This window comes from Embleya sp. NBC_00896, from assembly GCF_045207785.1.
In the GTDB taxonomy this organism is placed as follows: Bacteria; Actinomycetota; Actinomycetes; order Streptomycetales; family Streptomycetaceae; genus Embleya.
This window is the reverse complement of the sequence record NZ_CP108776.1, coordinates 1,200,093-1,218,838: the sequence shown is the minus strand read 5'-3', so window position 1 is coordinate 1,218,838 and position 18,746 is coordinate 1,200,093. Positions and strand designations below refer to the sequence as shown.

Below are 18,746 nucleotides of genomic sequence, written 5' to 3'. Positions count from 1 at the left end.
GAACTGAGCGGTACCCGCCACGGCCCGGGCCGGGAAGCCATCCCCGCCCGGGCCGTGCCGCGCCGTCACACCGCCGCCCGCTTCCGGACCACGATCAGCCACGCCCACACCGCCGCGCACACGTTCACCGCGGCCAGCGCCGCGAAGGTCACCACCGCGGCGTGCGCCGACGCCTTCGCGCCGAGGTCCGTCACGGACAGGAACGCCGTGCCGTAGGTGGCCACCCCCAGCACCCCGCCGACCTGCATCAGGGTCACCACGACCCCGCTCGCGTCGCCGGCCTGCTCGGGCCGTACCCGCGCCAACGCGGCCCCCATCAACGGCCCGATCACCGCGCCCTGGCCGAGGCCCATCCCGGCCAGCCCGGCCGCCAACGCGACCCCGCCGTCCCGGCCGCCGTGCACCGACGCCGCCATGCCCACGTACGACACGGCCACCAGCGCGAAGCCCAGATACCCCATGTGCGCCCGCAGCCGCTCCGGCAACCGCCCCCAGTACAGCCCCGACACCGCGAACCCGAGCGCGCACGGCACGTACGTCAGCCCCGCCCGCAGCGGACTGTCGCCCAGCCCCGACTGGAGGTGCAGCGCGAGCGTGAACAGGAACCCGTTGTAGCTGCCGACCGCGATCAGCAACGCGACCCCCGAGGTCAACAATCCCGGGGAGCGCAGCACCGCGCCCGGCACCAGTGGCGACCCCCCGCGGGCCGCCACCGATCGCTCGACGAGCGCGAACGCGCCCAACCCCGACACGCCCGCCGCGAGCAGCAGCCACCCCCACAGCGGCCAGCCCTGCTCGTGCCCCATCACCAGCGGAACCACGAGCGCGAGCATCGCCGGCGCGAGCACCAGCACACCGGGCACGTCCAACCGACGCCACCCCATCCGCTCCCCGGCATCCGGCCCGTCACCGCCCAGCGCGCGCCACCCGACCACGAGCAGCAGCACCCCGAGCGGCACGTTCACCAGGAACACCGGCCGCCACCCGGTCCCGAACAGATCCGCGCCGACCAGGACCCCGCCCAGGATCTGCCCGACGACCGCGCCGCCGGCGATCGCCGTCTGGTAGATCCCCAGCGCGGCCGTCCGCCGTCGTCCCTCGAACCGCCGCTGAATCAGCGTCAGCACCTGTGGCACCAACAACGCGGCACCGGCGCCCTGCACGCACCGGAACGCCACCAGCTCGACCGTCGAGGTCGCGAGCCCACACGCCAGCGACGCGAGCGTGAACAGCCCGAGCCCGGCCAGATACGCCCGGCCGTACCCGAAGATCGCCCCCAGCCGCGAACCCGTGATCAGCAACATCGCGTACGCGATCGTGTAACCCGCGATCATCCACTGCAGCCCCGCCCCGGACGCGTGCAGATCCTCGCGCATCACCGGCGCCGCCACGTTCACGATCGACGCGTCCAGGATGGCTATGAACTGCCCGGCCACCAACACCGCGAGCAACACCGTGCCCGCGTTCGCACGTCCCGCGTCCTTGCGTCCGGTGTCCTGTCCGGTGTTCCCGTGTACTGCGTCCTTGCGTCCCGCGTCCCCGCGTCCTGCGTTCTTGCGTACGGGAGCGGCCGATTCGGGATCGCCGACCTCCGCTCCCCCCGCCTGTTTCACGTCGACGCGTCGAGCCTCGGGGCTCGACGACAGATCCGTATCGTTCATGGGGACGACTGTGCCGGATCGGGGATACCCGGACCAGAAGCCTGGTTATCCGGGTATAACCAAGCACCTGGCAATCGACGCGACCCACGGCGCAGGATGGGTGGATGATCGCTCGTTCGCGCACCGACACCACTCCCGAGCAGACCCCGTCGGACCCGGCGATACCGGAATCGGCCGGACCGGGACAAGACACTCCGCGACATGTCACACCGGAACAGGCCGAGACCGAGCGGGTCGGGCCGCAGTACGTTCTGCCCGCCCGGGCCGCCTCCCGCGCCGAACTCGGCGCGTTCCTGCGCAGCCGCCGCGAGCGGATCACCCCGGAGCAGGTCGGCCTGCCCGCCGGCCGCCGCCGGCGCACTCCGGGTCTGCGCCGTGAAGAGGTCGCGCAGCTCTCCGGCGTGGGGGTCACCTGGTACACGTGGTTGGAGCAGGGCCGGCCGATCCAGGTCAGCTCGCAGGTGATCTGCGGGATCGCCCGCACGCTGCGCCTGGACGGCGTCGAGGTCGAGCACGTCAAGCGGCTGGCCCGGGTGCCGAGCACGGCAACGCTGCGCGCCGAGGACGCGGTGGATGAGAACACCCAGGCCCTGCTCGACGACTTCGCGACGCTGCCGGCGGTGGTGGTCACCGGACGCTACGAGGTGTTGGCCTTCAACTCGCTCTATGCGCGGGTGTTCCCGGCGCTCGTGGCGGAGCCCCAGAACCGGCGCAACCTGATCCGTGAACTGTTCACCCGGCCCGCGTGCTGCAACCCGTTCCACGAGTGGAAGCAGGAGTGCCGGATGGTGGTCGGAGCGCTGCGCAGCACCTACGCCCGCAACGTCGGGGATCCGGTCTGGGCGACGTTCATCGACGAACTCATCGAGGCCAGCCCGGAGTTCGCGAAGGTGTGGGCGGAGCACCCGATCGCGCTCACCCGCCCGCAGACCAAGCTCTTCCGACACCTGGACGTCGGAGTGCTGCGGGTGCGCGCGGCGCCCGCGGACCTGGTCGCGTCGCCGGGGCAGCGGATGAACGTGTACATCCCGCAGGACGAGGAGACCCGGCAGCGGCTGGCCCGGTTGGCGGCCCCCGACTTCGTGCCGAGCCCGCCACATGTGCACCGGGCGAGGTGAGCCGAGGGCGATAGTCCGAGGGGGACGGTCCGAGGGCTCCGACGGGACCCGATGGCCCGGGGGATGGGGGATGGGGTGGTCCGGACAACGTCGAAGGGCCGGAAGATCGAGATCTTCCGGCCCTTCGATACTGCTGGTGCGCGATACTGGGATTGAACCAGTGACCTCTTCCGTGTCAGGGAAGCGCTCTCCCGCTGAGCTAATCGCGCGAGATGTCCACATGTTGCAAGTGACTCTTCGTAGCTGTTCAGTTGTGCAGCGTGCGCGATACTGGGATTGAACCAGTGACCTCTTCCGTGTCAGGGAAGCGCTCTCCCGCTGAGCTAATCGCGCGGGAAGGTCGCCGTCGGCATGACGCCTCTGGCTCTCTTGGAGGTGGAGACGGGATTTGAACCCGTGTAGACGGCTTTGCAGGCCGTTGCCTCGCCTCTCGGCCACTCCACCAAGTGAAGGAACCATAGTGGTTGCCCACCGAGTTCCTCTACCTCTTCCGAGCGGACGACGAGATTCGAACTCGCGACCCTCACCTTGGCAAGGTGATGCTCTACCAACTGAGCCACGTCCGCATGTCTTCCGGGTTGCGCTTGCGCGTCCCGGCGACGTTCAGAACTTTAGCGGATCCGAGGGCCATCACAAAAACCGATTCCCCGGAGCGGCCGCGATGTGAGCCGCGCAACCTGCGAAAACGCCGGAGGCCGGTGCGAACCACGGGGGTTCGCACCGGCCTCCGGGACGTGCTCGGCTCAGTCGCGACGCTCGCCGGACGGCGCCGACTCGACGTCGGCCGGGGACACGTCTTGGCTCGCGACGTCGGGCTGCGGGGGAACGGAGGCCGACTTGGGCGCGGGGTCGGTGGTGGGTTCGACGGGGGCGATGGGCTCGACCTCGTCCGCGGTGTTCGCGTCGTTCGCCTTGTTGGTCTCGTCCGAGTTGTTCGTCTCGTCGGAGTCATCCGAGCCGTCTGAGTCGTTCGCCTCGGGTTCCGGCGCGGGCTTCGCGTCGGCCTCGGGCTCGGGCTCGGGCTCGGTTTCGGATTCGGTTTCGACGACAGAATCGGCGTCGGGCTCGGCCTCCGCGTCGGCGGCCTCGACGGCGTCGGCTTCGGCCGGCTTGGTCAAGGACACCGGTTCGGCCGAGGCGGCGTCGTCGCCCGGAGGGGTCGGCATGGCCGCCGTGGGCGCGTTTGCCGGGCGCGGCGGGGGAGCCTGTACGGGTGTGGCCGGCCGTACCGCGTCGGCCGCCGGAGCGGCGGCAGCGGACGCCGCGGCATCGGGTGCGGCCGGCGCGACCGGAGCCTGCGGTACCGGCGGGACGCCCGGCGCACCGGGAGCGGTCGGCACCGGCGGCGCGTAGTACTGCGCGGTCGGCGCCTGCGGCGGATACGCCGCCCACGGCGTGGGCGCGCCGGTCGGGATCCCGGCCGGGAACGCACCGGGCACCGCGCCCGACGCGAACGCCATCGCCTCGCGCTCGTGCTGGAACGTCGTGATCTTCCTGACCACGAGGATCGCGGCGACCGCGGCGAGGATCAGCACGATGTCCGCGACACCCGACAGGATGTCGATCGTCCGCAGCCGATCGGCGTCCGACAGTTCGATGTCCTCGTCCATCGGGTACGACAGCCGGCTCGCGAAGAACAGCACGGCCGAACCCACCAACAGCACCCACCAACTCCACAGCAGCGGCACCCGGCCGGGGGTCTTCCCGCCGCGCTCGGCGGTCCGCGGATCACTCGCGCGCCACACGTCGTGCAGGATCAGCTTCGGGAACCACAGGTTCACCAGCGGCACCAGCCAACCACCGATCGTCCATCCGGCGGACAGGTGCTGCTTCGAGGGGCCGAACAGGTCCACGTTCATGCGGGCCCGGTACATCCAGATGATGAACAGCACCCCCGAGGCGATCATCGACAGCGTCAGGAACGCGATCGCCGCCGCGACCAGCGCGTCCGAGTCCTCGGCCCTGGTCCGCAACGCGTCGGTCATGCCGCGGTCACCGGCGTCCACGATCTCCTGGAGCACGTCGGCCCGGTGGAAGAACGCGGCCGCGCACAGCGCCGCGAACACCGCGCACAGCGGCAGCAGGATGTACAGGGTCAGGGCGAGCCCGCGCAGCGCGCGAAACGGTTGGTGCAGCGCGCCGGGGTAGGGCATGACCGGGTACGGGCCGGGCATGCCGTAGGGGGCCTGCGGCGAGAACTGTCCCGTGGCGTGCGGATACGCGCCGGCGTACGCGCCCTCGGGCACGGGAGCGTACGGATCCGGGGGCACGGGCGCCGCGGGGGCCGCTGAGGACCCGGTGGCCACGGGGGCCGACACGGCGCCCGGCTGCTGCGGTGCGTCAGCGGCCGGTGCGGCGCCGCAGTACGAACAGCGGTCGGCCCGCGTAGACCAGGTGTCGCAGGCGGAACAGTGCACGGATGAACGTCCTTCGATCGCGTTGAGACGTGGAGACGTGGAGACGTGGGGAAGTCGACGTGTCGGGGTCAGCCGACGGGAGGCGTGGCCACCGGACTCGCGGTCGCGGCAGCAGCCACCGTGCCGCATCATGCCGTGCCCGACCGTCGCACGGGAACGGGGAATCCGTTCGGCCCGGATCCGGTGCGCACGGGTGTGCGGGAGAAGGTGCCCCGCGGCCCCCGAAGGCGGCCCGGCCGGGGGCGCGGACGCCCTTCTACAATGGACGGTCTGACCCGCGCGTCGACCCTCCACAGGCGTCGCGGTCACGACCTCGGAAGCGAACAAGTGAGCCGGCAACTCCCTCTCGCCCACCTCGGCGGGCGCTTGGCGACCGGCCTGCGTGACGTCACGCGTGACCCGGCCGCCCTGGACTCGCACGGATTCTGGGCCGTCGTCGCCGACTTCGAAGGCGACCTGCTGTGCGCGCGCTTCGACGACGTACGGCCGGCCCCGCTGCCGGTCGCGCCGTGGGCCGGGCCGCCCGCCGACGCGTGGACCGACTCGCTCGACGCCGACGCCTACCGCGCCGGGGTGCGCCGGATCCGCGAGTACATCGCCGCCGGCGACGTGTACCAGGTCAACCTGTGCCGGATGCTCACCGCGCCGCTGCCCGCCGACTTCGACATCGTCGGCCTCGCGGGCCGGCTCGCGCACGGCAACCCCGCCCCGTACGCGGGGGTGATCCGACTGCCCGACCACGACGTCCACGTCGCGTGCGCGTCCCCCGAGCTCTACCTCCATCGCGACGGCGACCGGGTCTGGTCCGGCCCGATCAAGGGCACCGGCCGCACCGAGGCCGACCTGCTGCCCAAGGACCACGCCGAGAACGTGATGATCGTCGACCTGGTCCGCAACGACCTGAGCCGGGCGTCCGCGATCGGCTCGGTCACGGTCCCCGACCTGTGCGTGGTCGAGAAGCATCCGGGCCTGGTCCACCTCGTCTCCACCGTGGCCGGCACGCTGGCCTCGGGCGTCGGCTGGCCCGAGCTGCTCGCCGCGACCTTCCCGCCCGGCTCGGTCAGCGGCGCGCCCAAGAGCAGCGCGCTGCGGATCATCGACGAGCTCGAACCCGTCCCGCGCGGCCCGTACTGCGGCGCGATCGGCTGGGTCGACGCGGATCGCCGGCAGGGGTCGCTCGCGGTGGGGATCCGCAGCTTCTTCGTCCGGGACGGTCGGCTGTGCTTCGGCACGGGCGCCGGCATCACGTACGACTCGGACCCGCAGCGGGAGTGGGACGAGACGCGGCTCAAGGCCCGCAACCTGCTCGCGGTCGCGGGGCCGGAGGGCGCCGAGCCGGAGTCCGGTGGGCGGGAGGGCGCCGGGCGGGAGGGCGCGGTGCCGGGTTTCGGTGGGCGGGAGAGCGCGGTACCGGAGTCCGGTGGGCGGGACACTGCCGGACGGGAGAGCCCCGGACAGGGGTATGGCGGGCGCGGGCGCGGCGGACCCGGGTCCGGCGGACAGGACGACATCATCGGCTCGGAGGGCTCATGACCAAGATCTGGCTGAACGACGGTCTCGTCGACCACGACCGGGGCTTCGTCCGGGTGGACGACCACGGACTGACCGTGGGCGACGGCGTCTTCGAGACGATGAAGGCGACGGGCGGCCGAGCCTTCGCGATGACCCGGCACCTGGAGCGGCTGACCCGCTCGGCCCGCGGTCTCGGGCTGCCCGATCCCGACCACGCGCTGATCCGGCACGCGTGCGACGAGGTGCTGCGGGCGAACCCGCTGCCGGGCGCCGGTCGACTGCGGATCACCTACACGGGTGGTCGGTCGCCGCTTGGCTCCGAGCGCGGCGACGCCGCCCCGACCGTGGTGGTCGCGCTCGGCGCCGCCAAGGAGCGCGGCGAGAGCACGGCCGTGGTGACCGTCCCGTGGACGCGCAACGAGAACGCGCCGACCACCGGCCTCAAGACCACCAGCTACGCCGACAACGTCGTGATGCTCGCCCACGCGGCGGCGCGCGGCGCGACCGAGGCGCTGTTCGCGAACACCGCGGGCAACCTGTGCGAGGGCACCGGCTCGAACGTGTTCCTGGTGCTGGAGGGCCGCGTGGTGACCCCACCGCTGTCGGCAGGCTGCCTGGCCGGGGTATCGCGCGCCTTGGTGCTGGAATGGGTCGGCGCCGAGGAGGTCGACCTGCCGCTGTCGGTGTTGGCCGAGGCCGACGAGGTGTTCCTGACCTCGTCGTTGCGCGACGTGCAGGGCGTGCACCTGGTCGACGACCGGGCACTGGTCGCACCGGGGCCCGTCACCCGCAAGGCGATGGAGACCTTCGCGGCCCGCGCGGCCGACGACATCGACCCGTGACGGGGGTGAGGCCGGTCGTCCCTCGCGCCGTGGTCGGTGAAGGTTTCCGGTCGCGGCACGGGCGTCACGGTGTTCCCCGCCGTCGCTCGCAGGTGTTCCGCGCGCTCGTTCGCAGGTTGGCCGGGTCCGTGCGCGGGCAGCACTGCCGGTAACGGGGCGCTGCGCCCGGGGAAGGCGGGGGCCACGCGATGACCACCACTTTGCGACCGGCCGGGCCCGGCCGTGACGGCGTCTACTCGATCTGCGCCAACGGCCGGGCCGTCGGCGGCGTGCACCTGACCCCGATGGGCCCATGGGGCGCGGGCACCGGATGGATCCTGCACATCCAGGTCCTGCCGTCGCGCCGTAGACGGGGCCACGCGTGCGTGGCGATGCTCGCGGCCGAGGAGATCATGCGCGTCGAGCGCTGTACCCGGATGGCGGCCGCCGTCCCCGAGGGCAACCGCGCGGCGACCGGCCTGGTCGAGGCGCTGGGGTACGTCCCCGACAGCCGCCGGTTCGCGGCCCCGGTGCGGACTACCGGCCTGCCGTCCGGCGTGCGGATGATGGACACCGACGAGCGCGCCGAGTGGTGCGCCGCAGAGCTGCTCCGGCACGCGGCGAGTCTGCGCGAGGCCGGCTGGGCGGGCCCCGCGGCCGAGGCCCGGGCCCGGGCCCGCCTCGACCACCCGGCCGCGCCCGCGCCGTACACGCTGGGCGACGGCGCGGTGGTGTGGGTGGCACACGGCGTCATCCTGGCGCTGGCCGCGCCGACGCCGGACGCGGCGGCGACGCTGCTGCGCGCGGCCGGCCATGTGACGGCGGTCCAGGGCCTGCCGGAGATGTCCATCGACCTCCCGGACGTCCCCGACGGCGGCCACACCAAGCCCTGCACGGCGGCGGGATTCGCGCCCCGCACGCGTTATTGGGGGAAACCCATCCTGTGAGCCATCGGGTACATCCCTGATCCTGGGTGTACTCCACGGGGAGGAGAAGGACCGACGGGTGTCCTCCCGGAGTACCGATCCGCCCGCCGATCGTGGCGTCCGCAGACCTGGGCGGCCACGATGGGAGGGAGGGGCGGCAACGGCTGTCGACCGACCCGACCGACACCGACCGACACCCACGTACCGAACGAGGAGGCCGAGCGCATGTCCGGCGCAGATGTGGTCACCGGCGCGTTGTGCATGGCGCTGACGGGTCTCGGCCTGGTCATCGCGGTACAGAAAGCCCGCCAACGACGTTTCCTGAACGCGACGCGGTGGACGGCCGCGGCGCTCTTCCCGATCGGCCTGTACCTGACCGGCCTGGCCACGCTGGCCCGCCGGGTCGGCAGCGCCGCGACCGACTGGGCGACCGACCTGGCCTTCGGCATCAAGGCGTGGGGCGGCGTCGCGATCCTCGCGTTCGCGGTGATGCTGCTGATGATCGCGCGGATGGTCGGCGGCCGAAAGGACGCGAGCGGGAAGGACTCGTCCGCGACGGCGTCCCCGGATCTGTCGGCGCTCACCGGCGGCGCGGGTGCGAGCGGCGCCCTGCCCCGCACCCAACAGCCGAAGCCGACCGCCGCTCCGCGCTCGCGCCGATCCGCCCGGAGCGAGATCGACGACGAGTTCGCGGACATCGAGGAGCTCTTGCGCAAGCGCGGGATCTAGTGCCAGTGCGGGCGGCCGCTGCGGACGGGGTGGCGCGGTGGGTCGGCGTCGGGTCGGGAACCGAAGTCGGGGAATCCCGATTTGCGGATTTCCGCCCGGCGGGTAAACACGCGCTGTACCCGACGGGACACGCCCAGGGGTGAATGTGAAAGCATTCTCATGCGCACCCGCCGTGCCCGGAAAATGTGTTCGACTGCGCGCTTTCTTTGCGCTGCGCACGTATTCGGATCGTCCGATCGCGGGGAGTGTTCGATTCACCCGTTCGGCGTGTGTTCGACGTGTGTTCGAGGTCCGGCCGACGTCCGGCCGACGTCCCGCCGACGCGTGTCGGAAGCTCGGCGCGACGAAAACGCTCCGCCACGCCCACCTTGTGGATGGTGGATGCGGCGGAGCGCTGACGTACAACCCGGGCGCCGCGGACAGGGGCGTGTCCGCCGTGCCGGGAACTCAGTTCTCGGCGAGGATCTGCGACAGTTCCCGGTCGAGGTCGAAGAAGCGATGCTCGTTGCCGGGGGTGACGGCAGCGTTCGTACGCTTCAGGAACGACTCCAAGGCCCGTGCGGGCGCTTCGAGCAGGGCCTCGCCCTCCGGAGAGCTGAGGGCGATGCAGACGATGCTCTGTCCGTGGCTTCGGGAGGGCCACACACGAACGTCGCCGGTGCCGGAGGGCTGACGCAGCCCGTCCGCGAGAAGGTCGCGGGCAAAGACCCAATCGACAGTCTCATCGGCACCCGTGTGGAAGGTCGCATGCACGGCGTACGGGTCCGACGAGTCATACCGCAGTCCCGCGGGGACTGGCAATGAAGACTCGCTCGAGACGACGAGGCGCAGGTGCAGCTCACAGCTGACCGTGGTGTTCATAAGCGCCATGGCCTTTCGCTCAGTGTGCGCTCGGGGATTCGCACGTCGGCGTTCGCAACATCCCACCTGTGGACCTCCTGTAAACGTCTCTGCCCGATATACGGGCGTCTGGGTACTCCTTAAGAGCGATGCGGAGGTGTAACGTTCGCCCGCATGATTTCGGGAAGGGAACAGGCGTTCAGTTCATGCCGAACTCGGGCCCGCGCCGAACCGCCTGGCCTGCATCGAACGTCTGCCCCCTTGTAGCGTTGTCACGCCAAGCCAAGCCGTTGTCGGCTCCGGCCGAAGTCCAGACGGAGGTGCCCGGTGAACGACGGCCGGTACGACGAGAGAGGGAGACCAGCGATGGACACGGGGGTCGCACAGAACGACGCGAACGCCACACGGGGAGCCGACGCCGACCCGGCGGTGGAACCCGGCAAGCCCGCCAAGGAGCCGAAACCATTCGGCTCGCGCGCGCCTGCCTTCATCAAGCGCTCCAAGCCCTTGCACATGACCTGGCAGATCGGCGTGGCCATCATCGGCTTCGCGATCATTGTGGGCGGCATCATCATGCTCCCGCTCCCCGGCCCCGGCTGGGCGGTCATCTTCCTGGGCCTCGCCGTCCTCGGCACCGAATTCGTCTGGGCCCAGCGCACCCTGCTGTGGACCAAGGACAAGGTCACCAAGGCCGCCAACCGCGCCCTCGACCCGAGGACCCGCCGCCGCAACATGATCATGCTCGTCATCGGCCTGATCCTGATCGGCGCCGCAGTGGCCCTCTACCTGTGGAAGTACGGCATGGCCCTGCCCTTCTGACCCACCGGGGGTGGGCACAACCTCCCTCACCCATGCGGTAATGTTCTCCCTGCACCCGGGCGATTAGCTCAGCGGGAGAGCGCTTCGTTCACACCGAAGAGGTCACTGGTTCGATCCCAGTATCGCCCACCCAGGTCAGAGCCCCGGATCATGAAAATGATCCGGGGCTCTGACGCGTGTACAGCAGTCTTGTACAGCAGTGGGCGTCTACAACCATCGCCCGGCGACCCGAGACCGCATGATCCACAAGCCCTCGGGCTTCGCCTTCCCGCTCCCCACATGACACAGATCCGCCGGGACGGGAGATCACGCGTCGCGGCATCACCACATCGGTCGCCCGGCGCGACCACGGCCGCCGGCCCCCATGCACTCCGGCGAGCCACTGCCGCGCACGATCCGAGCCGTCCGCGGAGCCCGGGACACAGACCAACGAGCGCGCTTCGAAGCCGAGCGGGCGGACACCCCGATCGGCGAGCTCGAGCTCGACAACCTCGTCCCGCTGTGGTGAGCCATCGCCGTGATGGGCAACGTCCCGGCCATCCTCACCGCCCTCCGACGGGTGTTGCGGGATTCGGCGAGGGAGCGGTCGCTGTCCCGGTCGGGGCCGGTGAAGGGGTTCGAAGCGCGGACTTCGCGCGGTCAGGTGCGTCGGTGATGGTGCTTTTGGGTCGCCAACTCCCCTGTGCGGCCCGCGTTTATGAGTCTTAGGCAGTCGTGCTTGTCGGGGCGATGTCACGTTCAGGTGTCGAAGTATTGACACTGCCTCATGGGCAGGACACTCTCCTGAGCATGTTGTGAGAGCGCTCTCACGGTACAAGACTCGGCGCTCTCGGGCCTTCCGCGCAGCACACGTGGCACCACCGAACTCCGCGCCACCGCACGCCCCTTTGCTCGACACCGCGGCCACCGACGGCCACCGCGCCACCGCACCACGCACGAAGTGCTCCGCTCATCCCGTCCCGGATGTAAGCCATCAGGAGGTCTTCCCATGCGCACGCACCACGCTCGCGGTCGAATCAGGGCGCTGTCCGCCCTGTGTGCCGCGCTCCTGGCCGGATCCGTGCTCGCCGGTTGCGGCGGCGACGGCGATTCCGGGTCGTCCGACGGCAAAGTCACCCTGAACGTCGGCCTGTTCGGCACATTCGGCTTCGATGAGGCCGGGCTGTACGCCGAGTACCAGCAGGCGCACCCGAACATCAAGATCGTCCAGCACGACACCGAAAAGGAGGAGGACTACTGGCGCACCGTCCAGACCCGCCTCGCCGGTGGTGGCGGGCTCGACGACATCCACGGCATCGAGGTCGGCCGGATCGCCGACGTCGTGAAGAACCAGCCGGACAAGTGGGTCGACCTGAACACCCTGGGCACCCTTACCGCCGGCAACGCCGAGTACCTGCCCTGGAAGAGCAAGGCCGCCACCACCGCCGACGGCAGGGTGCTCGGCGCCGGGACCGATACCGGGCCGATGGCGATCTGCTATCGCCCCGACCTGTTCCGGGCGGCCGGCCTGCCCACCGACCGGAACGAGCTCGCCCAGCGCTGGTCGACGTGGGAGGGCTACGTCGAACTCGGCAAGCAGTTCCAGGCGAACGCGCCCAAGAAGACCCATTACCTGGACAGCGTGACCGGCCTGTACAACGCGATGATCGGCCAGCAGCAGGTCTCGTACTACGACGAGGCAGGCAAGCTGATCTACGACACCAACCCCACCGTCAAGCACGCCTGGGATCTGTCCGCCCAGGCCGCCGACGCCAAGTTGTCCGCCGCGCTCCAACAGTTCCAAGGCGACTGGAACCAGGCGTTCGCGGCCGACGGCTTCGCGTCGATCTCCTGCCCGGCGTGGATGATCGGGTACATCAAGACCCAGGCCGGCGACGCGGGCAAGGGCAAGTGGGACGTCGCGGCGGGCCCCGGCGCCACCGGCAACTGGGGCGGCGCGTACCTCGCGATCCCCAAGGGCGGCAAGCACCACAAGGAGGCCGCCGACCTGATCGCGTGGCTGACCGCGCCCGAGCAGCAGACCAAGATGTTCCAGAAGCAGGGGAACTTCCCGTCCAAGACCGGCGCGATCCAGAGCGTCAAGGCGACCACGGACACCTACTTCAACAACGCCCCGATCGGTCAGATCTTCAGCGTCGCCGCGGAAAAGATGCCCGTACAGATCACGGGAGTTCGGCACAACGACGTCAAGGAGAACATCACCACCGCGCTGACCGCGGTGGAGGCGCAGGGCGTCAAGTCGGACGACGCGTGGAAGCAGGCGCGCGACGCGGTCAAGAACGCGCTCGGCAGCTGACGCCACCGCGGCGGCCCGGGCGACCGTCCCCCGGCCGGGCCGCCGCGCGCCACATCCCCGGCAACCGACCCCGCCCATCCCCCGTTCGGCACGGAGTGATCCCGATGGCCGTACCCTCCCTCGCCCACGAGGCCCCGGCAGACGACCCGACCCCGCCCGAAAATCCGTCGCACACCCACGCCATGACGCCCCGTCAGCTCTGGCGCCGACGCGCCAACCGCGCGTCCCCCTACGCGTTCGTCGCGCCGTTCTTCGTCCTGTTCATCGCGTTCGGCCTGTTCCCGCTGCTCTACACGGGCTATATCTCGCTGCACCGCGTCCGCCTCCAGAATCCGGACGAGATGACGTGGCTCGGGTTGGCGAACTACACCAACCTGTGGCACGACCAATTCTTCTGGAAGTCGCTGCGCAACACGTTCACGATCGGCGTGATCTCCACCGTCCCGCAGCTGTGCATGGCGCTCGGCCTGGCCCATCTGCTCAATCACCGGCTGCGCGGGCGGACCTTCTTCCGGGTCGCGATCCTGATGCCGTACGCGACGTCCGTCGCCGCCGCGACCCTCGTGTTCGGCGGTTTGTTCGGGCGCGACTACGGCATGGTCAACTGGTTCCTCGGCCTGTTCGGCGTGGACACCATCGACTGGTACAACGGCACGTGGACGTCGCAGATCGCGATCTCGACGATCGTGACGTGGCGCTGGGTCGGGTACAACGCGCTGATCTACCTCGCCGCGATGCAGGCGATCCCGCACGACCGCTACGAGGCCGCCGCGCTCGACGGCGCGAAGGCGTGGCACCAATTCCGGCACGTGACCATCCCCGGGCTGCGGCCGACCATCCTGTTCACCGTCGTGGTCTCGACCATCGGCGCGATGCAGATCTTCGCCGAACCGCTGCTGCTCCAGGGCGGTCCGATCGGCGTGCGCGGCGGCGCGTCGCACCAGTACCAGACCGTCGGGCTGTACATGTACGAGACCGGGTGGAGCAACTACGCGCTCGGCAAGGCGTCCGCGATCGCGTGGACGACCTTCCTGATCATCGTCCTCGTCATCGGGGTCAACGCGCTGATCTCCGCGCAGCGTGCGCGCCGCGAGCAGCGGGCCCCGAAGCGCGCCGCGCTTCGATCCCGAACCTCCGCAAACCGAGAGGGCCGCTGACATGGAGAACGCAACGGCCGTACCGAACAAGGTGGTTCCGGCCGCCGACGCCGCCTCCGCAGCCAAGCGACCCGGCGGCCACGGCACCTCCCGCCGCCCCCGCCGTTCGCGCCGAGGCCGCCAACTCCACGGCGGCCCGCTCGTCTACGTCATCCTCGGCTTCGCCACGCTGCTCTCGATCCTCCCCTTCTACTGGTCGATCGTCGCGGCGACCCGCAGCAACGCGGACATCAACCACGTGCCGCCGCCCTTCACACCGGGCGGCAACCTGCTCGCCAACTTCGACAAGGCGCTCGACGAGGCCGACATCGTGCAGGCGCTGATCAACTCGACGATCGTGTCGGTCACCGTCGCCGCCGGCACCGTCGTGTGCTCGACGCTCGCCGGATTCGCGTTCGCCAAGCTGCGCTTTCGCGGGCGCGGCATCCTGCTCGGATTCACGGTCGCGACGATGATGATCCCGCCGCAACTCGGGCTGATCCCGCTGTTCATGATCATGGCCGAGCTGGAGTGGGTGAACCAGCTCCAGGCCGTCATCCTGCCCACGCTGGTCACCGCGTTCGGGGTGTTCTTCATGCGGCAGTACCTGATGGAGGCGCTGCCGGACGAACTGATCGAGGCCGGGCGCGTGGACGGCGCGTCGTACGCGCGGATCTTCTGGTCGATCGTCGTCCCGATCGCCCGCCCCGCGATGGCGGTGCTGGGTCTGCTCACGTTCATGACCACGTGGAACGACTTCTTCTGGCCGATCATCGCCCTGTCGTCGAGCAATCCGACCGTGCAGGTCGCCATCAACTCGCTCGGCGGCGGCTACGTGCACGACCAGTCGATCATCCTCGCCGGAACGCTGCTCGGCACGCTGCCCGTGCTGATCGTGTTCGGGCTGCTCGGCCGGCAGATCGTCGGCGGCATCATGCAGGGCGCGGTCAAGGGCTGATCCCGCGGCGGATCATCCGGCCATCGCCAAATTCCGTGTGGGGAAAGGAAATCACCCCGATGACGAACAACGGGACAGCTCAGGCGCCGCAGTTGCAGCCGCCGCGGACCCAGCCGCAATCGCCTCCGCCGGGGGAGGTGTTCCCGCCCGGCTTCGTCTGGGGCGCCGCCACCGCCGCCTACCAGATCGAGGGAGCCGCGGCCGAGGACGGCCGGGCGCCCTCGATCTGGGACACCTTCAGCCACACCCCCGGGCGTGTACACGCCGGCGACACCGGCGACGTGGCCACCGACCATTACCACCGCTACCGCGAGGACGTCGCGCTGATGGCCGAACTCGGCCTGGGCGCCTACCGGTTCTCGATCTCCTGGGCCCGCGTGCTGCCCGCCGGCAAGGGCCGCGTCAACGTCGCCGGGCTCGATTTCTACGACCGGCTCGTGGACGAACTCCTGGCGCACGGCGTGGATCCGTACGTGACGCTCTACCACTGGGACCTGCCACAGGCGATCCAGGACGCCGGCGGGTGGGGAGCGCGCGTGACCGCGTCGCGGTTCGCCGACTACGCGCGGCTAGTCGCGGCGCGACTGGGCGACCGGGTGCGCCACTGGACCACGCTCAACGAGCCGTGGTGTTCGGCGTTCCTGGGACACGGCTCGGGCGTGCACGCGCCCGGCCACACCGACGCCGAACTGTCCCTGCGCGCGCACCACCACCTGCTCCTCGCGCACGGCCGCGGCGTCGAGGCGCTGCGGGCCGAGTTGCCCAGCGGGCACCGGATCGGGATCACGCTCAATCCGGCCGCCGTCCGCCCCGCCTCGCGCCGGCCCGAGGACCTCGACGCCGCGCGACGCGTGGACGGCCTCGCCAACCGGATCTTCCTCGACCCGCTGCTGCGCGGCGACTACCCGGCGGACGTGCTCCGCGACACCGCCGCGGTGACCGACTGGGCGTTCGTGCGCGCAGGCGACCTCGCCGAGATCGCCCGGCCGATCGACGTGCTCGGCGTCAACTACTACACGCCGCTGCTCGTCGGCGGCGGCGCCGACCCGACCACGCCGGTCCGCGACGACGGCCACGGGGCGAGCGCGTACTCCCCGTGGCCCGGGTGCGCGGACGTGCGCTTCGAACAGACTCCCGGCGCCCGCACCGCGATGGGCTGGGGGATCGACCCGGACGGGCTCTACGAGGTGCTCGCGCGCGTGCACGCACAGGCGCCCGGGCTGGCGCTGATGGTCACCGAGAACGGCGCGGCGTACGACGACGACCGGGTGGACGCGGCCGGCGCGATCGCGGACGGCGAGCGCATCGCCTACCTCGCGGCGCACATCGCGGCGGTGCGGCGCGCGATCGCGGACGGGGTGGACGTCCGGGGCTACTTCGTGTGGTCCCTGTTGGACAATTTCGAATGGGCCTACGGCTACGCGAAGCGCTTCGGCATCGTGCACGTCGACTTCGCGACGGGCCGGCGCACGGCCAAGCGCAGCGCCCGGTGGTACGCGTCGATGATCGCCGGCAACGGGGTGGCCGGGACCGAGCGCGTTCCGGACGGGACGGCGGACGGCGGACGGAATGGGGAGCATTGACCAGCACTGACGGGCACGAGGCCGCCGCGGCGGCGGAACCGCCGACCCTGGAGACGGTGGCCGCGGTGGCCGGGGTGTCCCGCGCCACCGTTTCCCGGGTGATCAACAGCTCGCCCAAGGTCAGCCCACAGGTGCGCGAGGCGGTCGAGGCGGCGATCGCGCGGACCGGGTACGTGCCCAACCGTGCGGCCCGCACCCTCGTCACCCGCCGGACCGACTCGGTGGCCCTGGTGATCCAGGAGCCGGCGACGCGGTTGTTCGGCGATCCGTACCTGTCGGCGATCATGCGTTCGGTGAGCGCCGAGCTGGCCGACACCGACAACCAGCTCGTGCTGATGATGGTGCGGACGGCCGTGCAACAGGACCGGCTGGAGCGCTACCTGCGCGGCGGCCACGTGGACGGCGCGCTGCTCGTGTCGCTGCACGGCGACGACACGCTCGTGGGCCGGCTGCACGCGTCCGGGATGCCGGTGGTGGTGGGCGGCCGGCCGCTCGGTCCGGCCGCCGACTTCGTCTACGTCGACGCCGACAACGTGGGCGGAGCCCGCGCGGCGGTCGAGCACCTGCGCGGCCGCGGGCGGCGGCGGATCGCCACCATCGCCGGGCCGCAGGACATGTGCGCGGGCGTCGACCGGCTGCGCGGCTACCTCGACGCGGTGCCGGGACCCGCGCTCGTGGCGCACGGCGACTTCAGCCGCGCCGGCGGGGCGGCCGCGATGCGGGCGCTGCTGGCCGAGGAGCCGGGGCTCGACGCGGTGTTCGCGGCGTCCGACCTGATGGCGCTCGGCGCGATGGCGGTACTGGCCGAGGCGGGCCGACGGATCCCCGACGACGTCGCCATCGTCGGCTTCGACGACGCGGACGACGTCGCGGGGTGGGCCGAGCCCGCGCTCACCACGGTGCGGCAAAACGTCGAGGAGCAGGGCCGCCTGATGACCCGTCTGCTGCTGCACCGGATCGCCGGCGGCGCGCCCGCCGACCCCGCTGTGCTGCCCACCACGCTGGTGGCGCGGAGCTCCTCGTGAGCCGGAGGCCGGCCGGACGCGAGCGACCGGACGCGAGTCGATGAGACGACCGCGAAACGATCGTCACGACATGTCGACATCGAACGCGTACGACTTTCCCTCGGATCCGGGCCTTGAGATCGGTGTTTTTCGGCCCGTATCACGCCACCGGACGGGCAGTGTCGAGGACCCGATGTCCCGGGGGATGGGCGATCGCGCGATGATCTCCCGGTGACCGATACCTGCCTACCGAGATCCTGCGCGCGGGCGGGGGTCCGCCCGTGACCGGCGCCGGGACCGGCTTGTTGTTCTCCCCATGGCTGTGGCTGGTGATGCCACTGAGCGTTTTTGTCGATGCCCTGCTTCCGATCGTGCCCGGTGACGAACTCGTGATGGCCGCGGGAGCGGTCGCGGACGGTGACATCAGGTACATCCTCCTCGTCTTCGTGACCGCCGGGATCGGCGCGTTCATCGGAGACCAGTGCGCCTACGCCGTGGGCCGCGCCCGGCTTCGCCGCGGGGGCGACGCCGTGCTCGGACCGCGGCGGCAAAAGGCCATGGACCTCGCGCGCGCCGCACTCGCCAAGGGCGGCATGTCCGCGCTGATCGCGGCCCGCTTCCTGCCCGGCGGTCGGACCGCCGTCAACATGTTGGCCGGCCGGCTCGGCTATCCGCGCCCGCAGTTCCAAGCCGCGACGCTGGTCGGAGCGACGATCTCGGTGTCGTACGCGATGGCGATCGGCACGCTGGCCGGCCGGCTCGTCCAGGACAGCCCGCTGTTCGTCGCGCTCGGCGGGATGGCGCTCGGCGCGTCGGTGCCGCTGATCGTCGGCGTGCCGGCACGTGTCGTCCGCGTCGTGCGGCGCCGGCGCGGCACGGCCGAGTCGACCGTGGAGGTCTGACCGGACAGCCGGCACGGCACACGC

General features: G+C 71.0%; 15 protein-coding genes and 5 tRNA genes. 13 read left to right on the top strand and 7 right to left on the bottom strand.

From position 1 onward, the window contains the following. Positions 1 to 65 precede the first annotated feature (65 nt). Positions 66 to 1,661: an MFS transporter gene (locus tag OG928_RS05850; RefSeq protein ID WP_406280220.1), complete on the bottom strand. Its 1,596-nt coding sequence runs from the start codon at positions 1,659 to 1,661 to the stop codon at positions 66 to 68. Positions 1,662 to 1,765: 104 nt separating this feature from the next. Between OG928_RS05850 and OG928_RS05845 the strand changes: the two genes are divergently transcribed. Beyond that, complete coding sequence (locus OG928_RS05845) at positions 1,766 to 2,779, top strand: helix-turn-helix transcriptional regulator (RefSeq protein ID WP_406280219.1); 1,014 nt, start codon at positions 1,766 to 1,768, stop codon at positions 2,777 to 2,779. Positions 2,780 to 2,913: 134 nt separating this feature from the next. Here OG928_RS05845 and OG928_RS05840 read toward each other — a convergent pair. The 5 genes from OG928_RS05840 to OG928_RS05820 form a co-directional block, all read right to left on the bottom strand. Continuing rightward, positions 2,914 to 2,988 (bottom strand) — tRNA-Val (locus OG928_RS05840). Positions 2,989 to 3,040: 52 nt separating this feature from the next. Beyond that, positions 3,041 to 3,112, bottom strand: a tRNA-Val gene (locus OG928_RS05835). A gap of 37 nt (positions 3,113 to 3,149) precedes the next feature. Beyond that, positions 3,150 to 3,223 (bottom strand) — tRNA-Cys (locus OG928_RS05830). A 49-nt stretch (positions 3,224 to 3,272) separates the two neighbouring features. Continuing rightward, positions 3,273 to 3,345: transfer RNA gene (locus OG928_RS05825), tRNA-Gly, on the bottom strand. Between the two features lie 177 nt (positions 3,346 to 3,522). After that, on the bottom strand, positions 3,523 to 5,025 hold the full coding sequence (locus OG928_RS05820; protein WP_406280217.1) for a DUF4328 domain-containing protein: 1,503 nt from the start codon (positions 5,023 to 5,025) through the stop codon (positions 3,523 to 3,525). A 498-nt stretch (positions 5,026 to 5,523) separates the two neighbouring features. Here OG928_RS05820 and OG928_RS05815 point away from each other — a divergent pair, with 498 nt between their 5' ends. The 4 genes from OG928_RS05815 to OG928_RS05800 all read left to right on the top strand — a co-directional run bounded on the left by OG928_RS05815 (position 5,524) and on the right by OG928_RS05800 (position 9,184). Further along, positions 5,524 to 6,729 carry a chorismate-binding protein gene (locus OG928_RS05815; protein WP_406280215.1) on the top strand — a complete coding sequence of 402 codons (1,206 nt, stop codon included), beginning with the start codon at positions 5,524 to 5,526 and terminating at the stop codon, positions 6,727 to 6,729. Then, positions 6,726 to 7,550, top strand: coding sequence for an aminotransferase class IV (locus OG928_RS05810; RefSeq protein ID WP_406280213.1), 825 nt, complete (start codon positions 6,726 to 6,728; stop codon positions 7,548 to 7,550). Before OG928_RS05815 ends, OG928_RS05810 begins: the two co-directional genes overlap by 4 nt. A 188-nt stretch (positions 7,551 to 7,738) precedes the next feature. Beyond that, positions 7,739 to 8,476 (top strand): GNAT family N-acetyltransferase, encoded by a 738-nt coding sequence (locus OG928_RS05805; protein ID WP_406280212.1) that lies wholly within the window; start codon positions 7,739 to 7,741, stop codon positions 8,474 to 8,476. A 204-nt stretch (positions 8,477 to 8,680) separates the two neighbouring features. Continuing rightward, positions 8,681 to 9,184 carry a hypothetical protein gene (locus OG928_RS05800; RefSeq protein ID WP_406280210.1) on the top strand — a complete coding sequence of 168 codons (504 nt, stop codon included), beginning with the start codon at positions 8,681 to 8,683 and terminating at the stop codon, positions 9,182 to 9,184. 447 nt (positions 9,185 to 9,631) lie between these two features. Here the strand turns inward: OG928_RS05800 and OG928_RS05795 are convergent, their stop codons facing one another. Next, positions 9,632 to 10,045: an SsgA family sporulation/cell division regulator gene (locus OG928_RS05795; protein WP_161356292.1), complete on the bottom strand. Its 414-nt coding sequence runs from the start codon at positions 10,043 to 10,045 to the stop codon at positions 9,632 to 9,634. 345 nt (positions 10,046 to 10,390) lie between these two features. Here OG928_RS05795 and OG928_RS05790 point away from each other — a divergent pair, with 345 nt between their 5' ends. From OG928_RS05790 to OG928_RS05755, 8 genes are all read left to right on the top strand, one after another. After that, positions 10,391 to 10,843: a TIGR02611 family protein gene (locus OG928_RS05790; protein WP_406280208.1), complete on the top strand. Its 453-nt coding sequence runs from the start codon at positions 10,391 to 10,393 to the stop codon at positions 10,841 to 10,843. Positions 10,844 to 10,900: 57 nt separating this feature from the next. Further along, positions 10,901 to 10,972 (top strand) — tRNA-Val (locus OG928_RS05785). A gap of 859 nt (positions 10,973 to 11,831) precedes the next feature. Then, the gene (locus OG928_RS05780) at positions 11,832 to 13,139 is read left to right on the top strand and encodes an ABC transporter substrate-binding protein (RefSeq protein WP_406280206.1); all 1,308 of its coding nucleotides are present in this window, start codon (positions 11,832 to 11,834) and stop codon (positions 13,137 to 13,139) included. 182 nt (positions 13,140 to 13,321) lie between these two features. Then, the gene (locus OG928_RS05775) at positions 13,322 to 14,296 is read left to right on the top strand and encodes a carbohydrate ABC transporter permease (RefSeq protein WP_406290804.1); all 975 of its coding nucleotides are present in this window, start codon (positions 13,322 to 13,324) and stop codon (positions 14,294 to 14,296) included. Between the two features lies 1 nt (position 14,297). Next, on the top strand, positions 14,298 to 15,233 hold the full coding sequence (locus tag OG928_RS05770) for a carbohydrate ABC transporter permease (protein WP_406280204.1): 936 nt from the start codon (positions 14,298 to 14,300) through the stop codon (positions 15,231 to 15,233). A gap of 59 nt (positions 15,234 to 15,292) precedes the next feature. Beyond that, positions 15,293 to 16,816 (top strand): GH1 family beta-glucosidase, encoded by a 1,524-nt coding sequence (locus OG928_RS05765; RefSeq protein WP_406280202.1) that lies wholly within the window; start codon positions 15,293 to 15,295, stop codon positions 16,814 to 16,816. Further along, positions 16,813 to 17,841: a LacI family DNA-binding transcriptional regulator gene (locus OG928_RS05760; RefSeq protein ID WP_406280200.1), complete on the top strand. Its 1,029-nt coding sequence runs from the start codon at positions 16,813 to 16,815 to the stop codon at positions 17,839 to 17,841. Before OG928_RS05765 ends, OG928_RS05760 begins: the two co-directional genes overlap by 4 nt. 260 nt (positions 17,842 to 18,101) lie before the next feature. Next, a complete protein-coding gene (locus OG928_RS05755; RefSeq protein ID WP_406280198.1) occupies positions 18,102 to 18,722 on the top strand; it encodes a DedA family protein in 621 nt (206 codons plus the stop codon). Positions 18,723 to 18,746 lie beyond the last annotated feature (24 nt).